Consider the following 7,797-nt stretch of genomic DNA (forward strand, 5'->3'; position numbering starts at 1 on the left):
CATTTATCTAGCTCTTTTATGTAATTTTTGAATTATTCTTAATAAAACTCTACTAATTCTATTTTTATATCTTAATAAAATCTTTTCTTATTTCTTTTAATGAATATTACTATTACTATAGCTATAATGATAAATATCACTATTACTAACAATATCAACTTTGATATTATACTGTGTCTTTTTATATTTCTGTTACTATGTTTATTTCTAATTCCACTTCTATACCTTCTATTACTTGTACTTCGTTTTTTTAGTTTTATTTTACTTTTATTTGACCTACTACTTCTATGTCTTTTTCTAGATTTAATAGTCTTAAACTTAGCATTACTAGATGTATAGTTCGTTTGTGTTGAGTAAACAGATGTACTCAAATCGTTAATAATTTCAGCTTCTACTTGAAGTGGATTTACAATACTGATTACCAGTAAAAAACATATAATTATCCTAATCAATTTTTTCTTTTTTTTCATTTCTTTTCCCCTCATAAAAAATTTATATCTATTTTATTATAATATATACTCACTCAAAAACTACAAATTTTTTCAAATTTCTAATTTATTTTATATCAGATATGTTTTTTATTAAAAATACTTCTAATAATATTAGAAAAATATTAAAATTTGACTATATTTTTTCGCCCTTATTCTTCATCCAACTAGAACAGTAGGACTTGCACAAATAAAAGTAAGTAATAAATTCCTTTTTTACACTTCTCAATCAACAGAGGAATGTTCAACAATACTATACTATCATTAACATTGGAGTTAAAACTAAAATTTTACAATTCAGATATCTCTTCAACAATCTCTTTAACAGACTTATTAGAAACATTAATTTTAGTTGTTGCTAATCTTTCATACAATGATAAATACTTGACACTTCTTTCTATTACATCAGTAAAACGCAAACCTTCATCTACATCTCTCTTCAACCTTTTTCTCAGTACAGTTTCATCACAAAGTAAAGAAATCTTTATTATTCTATAATCCGATATATCTAGACAAGATATAATAGTATCAATAATACTTTGTTCATGCATTACCCAACAGAAAATAATATTGTCAAAAGCACTACATTTTATAAAGTTATTCAGCAATGCACAAATATTTGAAAGAACCATTTTTTTCGTTTCACCAGTAATCTGAAATGGATGCATATCCCAACACCAATCACCGTCAAGAAAAACACTATTTTTCAAGATTAATTTTAGAGACTGGCATACTGTTGTTTTGCCTACTCCCATTGTACCACCAATAATATAAATATTTTTCATTCATTTCACCTTTCAAAGTTCAATTTATTTGTTAGTCATATTTTATCACATCAATATATAAAAATAATACTTTAACATCTATCATATTATTCATACCATATACAATTGCTTTGTTATCTTTAGTTATCTTATATTCATTCCTAAATAGCTTAAGTAGAAAATTAAACTTATAAATCATTTTTATCACTTAAATTCTTGAAATAATTAAATTAAAATTTATACATTTATTAATTTGTAGCATAATCCATATTCATGCTTTCTTTTATCAAAATTCCATGATACAATAATACTGCTAGATAACAGTAGTTTAATATAGAACTAATATATACATATAGTTATGTAATAATAAATATTACAAAGGAGAGTGAATTGTAATGTTATCAAAACCAGCAACAATGCTTTTAGGCCTAATAAATGAAAAACCTCTTAATGCCTATGAAATTATAAAAGTGTTAGAATACATGAATGTAAAGTACTGGTTTAATATCGCAGACTCAACCGTATATACTACAATTAAAACTTTAGAAAAAAGAGGATTGATTTTAGGTACTGTTAAAAAGGATGGTAATATGCCAGACAAAACAGTTTACACAATCACAGAAAAAGGAAGTACAGAATTTCATGATACTTTGAGAAACTCTATTTTGAAATTCGATTATGACACTAATATTTTTTCTATTACAGCATTCTTTATTGAATGCCTAGAAAAAGAAGAAAGAAAAAATCTTTTAGAAAAACGATTAGAAATTTTAAATCAATATCTAACAGGAATTAAGCAAAAAGATGATGATGACTGGGAAAAGGAAGTTAGTGAATTTCATGTTGCTAATGTAAAACGTATGATTGATATAGTATTAGCAGAGATTTCTGGAACAAAAAGATTATTAGCTGTTTATAAAGGTTAAACAAAAACTGTAAATAATGTCTTTCCACATATAATTCATAGTCTACTGTTTTGTATTTATTTCATTTACTCTTCTTGCATATATATAGAAAGGGCACCTCATATGAAGTGCCAATCTATATTATATTCATTTTTATTTATTGCCTTTAGCTATTGTATAAGAGCTACTTCTCAATATATTTTTATATAGCCTTATGACAACTTGCATTTATAGGATTCTTTTTTTATAAAGCTTATTATATATGATTATGCCAAAATCGAATATTCTTCTACATACTGGCTATATACATATCCAGAATATCTTTTCCCATTTTTGTGGATATTAATTCTTGACCATTTTCCAACACTATAACAGACTTCAACTTTAAAACCATCAGGAATTGTAGTTATTATTTTTGAATCTGTTGTTCTGTCATTTCTTAATTCTAGATTTAAACCATTAGTTTTTATATTTCCTATGTAATTTCTTTTTCTGCTTTCTAGAATATTATTACTTTTAGTGTTGCTCAATTTCTCTAAATATTTATAGAGTAACCAACCTTTGTCATAATTACTTTCAACTTCTGCCCATTTTCCATCTACACAATTTAACTTAACCATTTTTCCTTCTGGTATGCTTTTTAATTTCATACTGTTTATATCTGGTTTCTCTCTTAAATTCAATTTAATCTTAGTCTTAAAATTGAGGTTAGATTCATCAAAGTTTTTTAACATTAATTCAGATATCATTTCAAGCCCTCCTCTTGCCAAATTTTAAGTTGTTAAAAATACCTAACTCTTAAAAAATAAATTTAACAAAAAGAATTATTATCTTTTTGGCAACTGGCTGACATGACCTTTATTATATAAAGATTTTAGTCCCTATAGCTTTGCGTCATTAGATTTATCTAATATTGCCTATATCTGAATAATAACACAAATTAAACATTTACAAAATAATATTCCCTCAAATTTTATATTAATTAAATATAAATTCAATTTTTAATTAATAATAAATAAAAAATATCTTTATATTACTAAATAAATTATTATTGTCTATAAATCATCTATAAAATAGTAATTTACCTAACATATAATTTTTTTAAAGCTTACTTGACAAAAGAAGTATAACACTGTATCATTATTATAAACCGGCGGTCAGTCTATTGCCAAATATAATTATAACATGTATATATATTTGTATGATTATGAAAGTACATAAAGACTACCTAATAAAAATTTTGATGAAAATAGTGGTAGCTATTGTTATCTCTTATCAATATACAGCATTAATAAAAAATAACTTATGATACACTTACTTGAGCTTTTTTATATTCAACTCAGTTTACTTACTTCAGTTATTTACATTGCTATACTTATGCTATTTTTAATTTTTAGAAATTTTTAAGAAACGAGGATGAAATATGTTAAAAAGAATATTACAAAAAGATTTAACAAGAAATAAAGTAGTAACAGTCGCATTATTCATATTTATTTTACTGGCAGCTATGTTGGTATCTAGTGCTACAAATATCATTATAGAACTTACTAGTTCTATGGCTTCCTTGTTTAGACAATCTCGTGCACCTCACTATGTTCAAATGTATTCTGGAGAATTAAACCAAAAATCAATCAATAAATTTACAGCTTCAACTACGTCTGTAAAAGAACAACAAACTGTTGAACTCCTAAATATCAATGGAAGAAATATTTTTCTAGGAAATGAGAAAAAAAGCCAGTCTGACAGTGTTTTAGAAAATAGTTTTGTGAGGCAAAATAGTAAGTTCGATTTTTTATTAGACATGGATAATGAGATATTTCAAGTAGAAAATGGAGAAATAGGGGTTCCTGTCTATTACATGAAACAAAATAATTTAAATGTTGGAGATAAGATACAAATAGTCAATGGTGATTTCTTCATGGAATTTACAATAAAAGACTTTGTACGTGATGTACAAATGAACCCTTCCCTTGTTACTTCAAAGCGTTTCTTAATCAGTAATGATGATTGGAATACTTTACATGCTAACTTGGGTGAAAGTGAGTACCTGATTGAGTTTCTATTAAATGATATAAATAAAATTAGTGAATTTGAAACGTTATATCAATCAACTAATCTTCCACAAACAGGAACATCAATAACTTATTCTCTTTATCAAATGCTAAATGCATTATCTGATGGCATTGTAGTTGCAATTATTATCTTAATTAGTGTTCTACTTATTATAATTGCTACTTTATGCTTACGATTTACACTAATTGCAACTATTGAGGAAGATTATCGTGAAATTGGTGTTATGAAAGCAATTGGTATCCAAAGTGGTAATATCCGAAAGTTGTATCTGGCAAAATATCTATTGATTGCATCTTCAGCAAGTTTTTTTGGTTATATAACCTCATTATTTATTAGAACTTTTTTTACAGAAAATATCAATCTTTATATGGGCACAGTAGAAAAAAGTGCTTTTGCTATTTTTATTCCATTAATTGGTGCAGTTATTGTATTTATAGCAGTTATATTCTTTTGTAATCTAATACTCAAAAGATTTAATAAAATATCAGTAGTAGAAGCATTAAAAACAGGTACTTCAATGAACACTAAGCGAAACAGATATAGTCTAAAACTATACAAAAGCAAAATAACAAATGTTAATCTCTTTTTAGGATTAAATGAAGTAACTGAAAGATTTACCATTTATAGCTTACTCTGCTTTGTTTATGCTGTCTGCATCTTCCTTATGATTGTACCACTTAATTTTCTAAATACTATTCAGTCTCCAGAATTTATTACTTATATGGGAGCTGGTCAAAGTGATATTCGCATTGATTTACAACATACAAATGAAACTCAAAACCATCTTAATTCTATATTGAAGGTTATTGAAAGTGACAATGATGTTGAAAAGTATGCTTCCTTTATAACGAGTTCTTATAAGGTAATGAACCAGGATGGGACGATAGAAAATATGAAAATAGAAAATGGAGATTTTTCAACTTTTCCACTTGAATATGTAAAGGGTTCTGCACCAACAAATGAAAATGAGATTGCTCTATCTGTTATAAATGCTGATGAATTAGGGAAAAGTGTTGGAGATAATTTATCTATTTTTTCAGAAAAAGATAATGAGCTAATCCTTACTGTTAGTGGAATTTATCAAGATGTTACATATGGTGGTAAGACTGCAAAAGCGATGCTACCTTACAAAGAAGATACAATTTTATGGCATGTCATAAATTTAAATATGAAACCTGGAGTTAATTTAACAGATAAATTAAATCAGTATAGAATGAATTGTTATCCCGCAAAAGTTACAAATATGGACGATTATGTAAGTCAGACATTAGGCTCTGTTATTAGCCAATTAAGACTTGTTATAAAGCTAGCTGTTATTCTATCTATTTCGATTTCTGGATTTATTACATCAATGTTTTTTAAAATGTTGATTGCTAAAGATACATCACAAATTGCAATTATGCTTAGTTTAGGCTTCTCTATTAAAAATATACGAACTCAATATATTGCAAGAGCATTATTAGTCCTTACAACTGGAATTATTTTAGGAACTATTGCATCAAATACAATTGGTCAAAAAATAGCAGGGCTACTTCTTTCTGGTATATCTAATTTACAATTTATAACAAATCCAATAATTGTATATATAATTTGTCCAATAACTTTAATTATAACTGTATCTATTGCTATCACAGCAATCAGTATGACAATCAAAAAAATAAAAATTATGTCTATCATAGAATAAGAGGTATATTATGAATAATATTATAGAAGCTAAAAAAATTAGTAAAGAATATGTCATCAGCAAAGAGAATATACATCAAGTTTTAAAAGGAATTGATTTAACCATTCAACATGGAGAGTTTGTATCTGTTATGGGAGCTTCTGGCTCAGGAAAAACAACTCTACTTTATAACTTAAGTGGTATGGATAAACTCACATCTGGAAACATTACATTCTGCGGAGAAATAATTTCTAATATGTCTGAAGAAGAATTATCGAGGATACGATTAAAAAAAATGGGATTTATCTTTCAACAAAGCAATTTACTGAAAAATTTAAATATCTTTGACAATATAGTCCTTTCTGCCTATTTGAGAAAGGAAGAAAGCCGCCAAATAATTAATGAACGAGCAAAAATACTTATGGATAAGACAAATATTTCAGAAATCAAAGATAAAGATATTACTCAGGTTTCTGGTGGTCAACTTCAAAGAGCAGCTATATGCCGTGCTTTAATTAATACTCCAGAAATCTTATTTGGAGATGAACCAACAGGTGCACTTAATTCTAAAGTAACAAATGAAGTGATGGATATTCTTTTAGATATCAACCACTCTGGTACGACCATTATGCTTGTGACTCATGATGCCAAAGTTGCAGCAAAAACAGAACGAGTAGTATTTATGTCCGATGGTGTAATCATAGGAGAAATTATATTAGGAAAATTTAATGAATATAATAACAATTTAAAAGAAAGAGAAAACAAACTTACAAACTGGTTATTAGAATTAGGTTTTTAGAAATATTAGTACGAATAAAACAGATGTTACTAGTAGTATAAAATCAAAATGGTTATGAGTAAAAAAATCTATTATTAGAGGATCTAGAAAATAATATAAGTATAACTTTTTAAATCCTTAATTATTTATAAGAAATTTTTCATATATCTAAATTAAGATATACAACATTTTATTAAACTATCTACTTCACATATATATTAAAGCTGATGACTTATCCAATGTTTGATGATAAAATAAAATTAATAAATATTTAATTATAGAGGATTATATTATGAACATTATTAAAAGAGTACCTTTAATATTAATAGTATTAATTGCAATATTAATAACAGGATGTTCTCCAAGAGAAAGTGCTAGTGAAGTAGCAAAAAAGTATACTGATAGAGTAAATTCTGGAGATTATGAAACAGCATATGATTTACTAAGCAAAGACACCAAGAAAAAAGTTGGTCTTGAAAGGTTTAAAGAGTATCAGGATGTATTAATCGAGACCAAAAAAGTAATCGGCTATAAATTAGGAAAAGAAGAGAATATAGAAAAGTATAAATATGATAAAAAAGAATATAAGAATCTTATTAAACTAGAAGAAACTTATGATATGAAAGATATGCTTTCTAGAAAAAAGAAATCTTTAAAAATTGATAGATACTTTGTAGTTGAAAACAATCGATATAAGTTATTGTGGCATGAAAATTTTAAAAGTAACCTTAGTTCTAGGTACCTTGATTTTGTATATCTAAAACTCGAAAAATTTTCAGAAGAATCTTTTAAGGAAATTGCTATATTGCTAAAAAAAGCAACTGATGCTGATCCTAGCAATTCAGATCTTTACTATATAGAAGCATCTAACTATATGTATTTAGATGACTATGATAAGGCTCTACTTCCAATTAATAACTGCTTAAAATATTTAGATAAAAAAAGTTCTAACTATAAAAAGAAAGCAAGTGATGCATACAATTTAAAGGGAGTTATATTAATGTGTAATAAAAAATATGATGATGCAAAAAAATTTTTAAATAAGTCATTAGATATTAATCAAAATAATGATGATGCAAAATATAACTTAGATACAATAAAAAATGATTTAGAGTAACTATTTAAT

Annotated in this window: 7 protein-coding genes and 1 riboswitch; of the genes, 4 read left to right on the top strand and 3 right to left on the bottom strand. The window is 26.1% G+C overall.

Annotated elements, in window-relative coordinates; genetic code table 11:
• Nucleotides 1–71: 71 nt before the first annotated feature.
• Nucleotides 72–470, bottom strand: a complete 399-nt coding sequence (locus KGF52_RS19495; protein WP_227841325.1) for a hypothetical protein — start codon at nucleotides 468–470, stop codon at nucleotides 72–74.
• 308 nt (nucleotides 471–778) lie between these two features.
• Nucleotides 779–1,273, bottom strand: a complete 495-nt coding sequence (locus KGF52_RS19500; protein ID WP_227841326.1) for an AAA family ATPase — start codon at nucleotides 1,271–1,273, stop codon at nucleotides 779–781.
• A gap of 374 nt (nucleotides 1,274–1,647) precedes the next feature.
• On the opposite strand from KGF52_RS19500, the gene KGF52_RS19505 reads away from it, so the two are divergent.
• The gene (locus KGF52_RS19505; RefSeq protein WP_227841327.1) at nucleotides 1,648–2,178 is read left to right on the top strand and encodes a PadR family transcriptional regulator; all 531 of its coding nucleotides are present in this window, start codon (nucleotides 1,648–1,650) and stop codon (nucleotides 2,176–2,178) included.
• Nucleotides 2,179–2,423: 245 nt separating this feature from the next.
• Here the strand turns inward: KGF52_RS19505 and KGF52_RS19510 are convergent, their stop codons facing one another.
• Nucleotides 2,424–2,906, bottom strand: coding sequence for an SH3 domain-containing protein (locus tag KGF52_RS19510; protein WP_227841328.1), 483 nt, complete (start codon nucleotides 2,904–2,906; stop codon nucleotides 2,424–2,426).
• A gap of 85 nt (nucleotides 2,907–2,991) precedes the next feature.
• Nucleotides 2,992–3,085: riboswitch (cyclic di-GMP riboswitch) on the bottom strand.
• A gap of 495 nt (nucleotides 3,086–3,580) precedes the next feature.
• Between KGF52_RS19510 and KGF52_RS19515 the strand changes: the two genes are divergently transcribed.
• The 3 genes from KGF52_RS19515 to KGF52_RS19525 all read left to right on the top strand — a co-directional run bounded on the left by KGF52_RS19515 (nucleotide 3,581) and on the right by KGF52_RS19525 (nucleotide 7,788).
• Nucleotides 3,581–5,914 carry an FtsX-like permease family protein gene (locus KGF52_RS19515; RefSeq protein WP_227841329.1) on the top strand — a complete coding sequence of 778 codons (2,334 nt, stop codon included), beginning with the start codon at nucleotides 3,581–3,583 and terminating at the stop codon, nucleotides 5,912–5,914.
• A gap of 10 nt (nucleotides 5,915–5,924) precedes the next feature.
• Nucleotides 5,925–6,692 (top strand): ABC transporter ATP-binding protein, encoded by a 768-nt coding sequence (locus KGF52_RS19520; protein WP_227841330.1) that lies wholly within the window; start codon nucleotides 5,925–5,927, stop codon nucleotides 6,690–6,692.
• A gap of 271 nt (nucleotides 6,693–6,963) precedes the next feature.
• A complete protein-coding gene (locus KGF52_RS19525) occupies nucleotides 6,964–7,788 on the top strand; it encodes a hypothetical protein (protein ID WP_227827985.1) in 825 nt (274 codons plus the stop codon).
• The last annotated feature ends 9 nt before the right edge of the window (nucleotides 7,789–7,797 follow it).

It is taken from the genome of Clostridioides sp. ZZV15-6597 (assembly GCF_020657815.1).
GTDB lineage: Bacteria > Bacillota > Clostridia > Peptostreptococcales > Peptostreptococcaceae > Clostridioides.

Coding starts and splice junctions, on each gene's coding strand:
- KGF52_RS19505 (WP_227841327.1), top strand. CDS start 1,648: ATGTTATCAAAACCAGCAACAATGCTTTTAGGCCTAATAAATGAAAAA.
- KGF52_RS19510 (WP_227841328.1), bottom strand. CDS start 2,906: ATGATATCTGAATTAATGTTAAAAAACTTTGATGAATCTAACCTCAAT.
- KGF52_RS19520 (WP_227841330.1), top strand. CDS start 5,925: ATGAATAATATTATAGAAGCTAAAAAAATTAGTAAAGAATATGTCATC.
- KGF52_RS19525 (WP_227827985.1), top strand. CDS start 6,964: ATGAACATTATTAAAAGAGTACCTTTAATATTAATAGTATTAATTGCA.
- KGF52_RS19495 (WP_227841325.1), bottom strand. CDS start 470: ATGAAAAAAAAGAAAAAATTGATTAGGATAATTATATGTTTTTTACTG.
- KGF52_RS19515 (WP_227841329.1), top strand. CDS start 3,581: ATGTTAAAAAGAATATTACAAAAAGATTTAACAAGAAATAAAGTAGTA.
- KGF52_RS19500 (WP_227841326.1), bottom strand. CDS start 1,273: ATGAAAAATATTTATATTATTGGTGGTACAATGGGAGTAGGCAAAACA.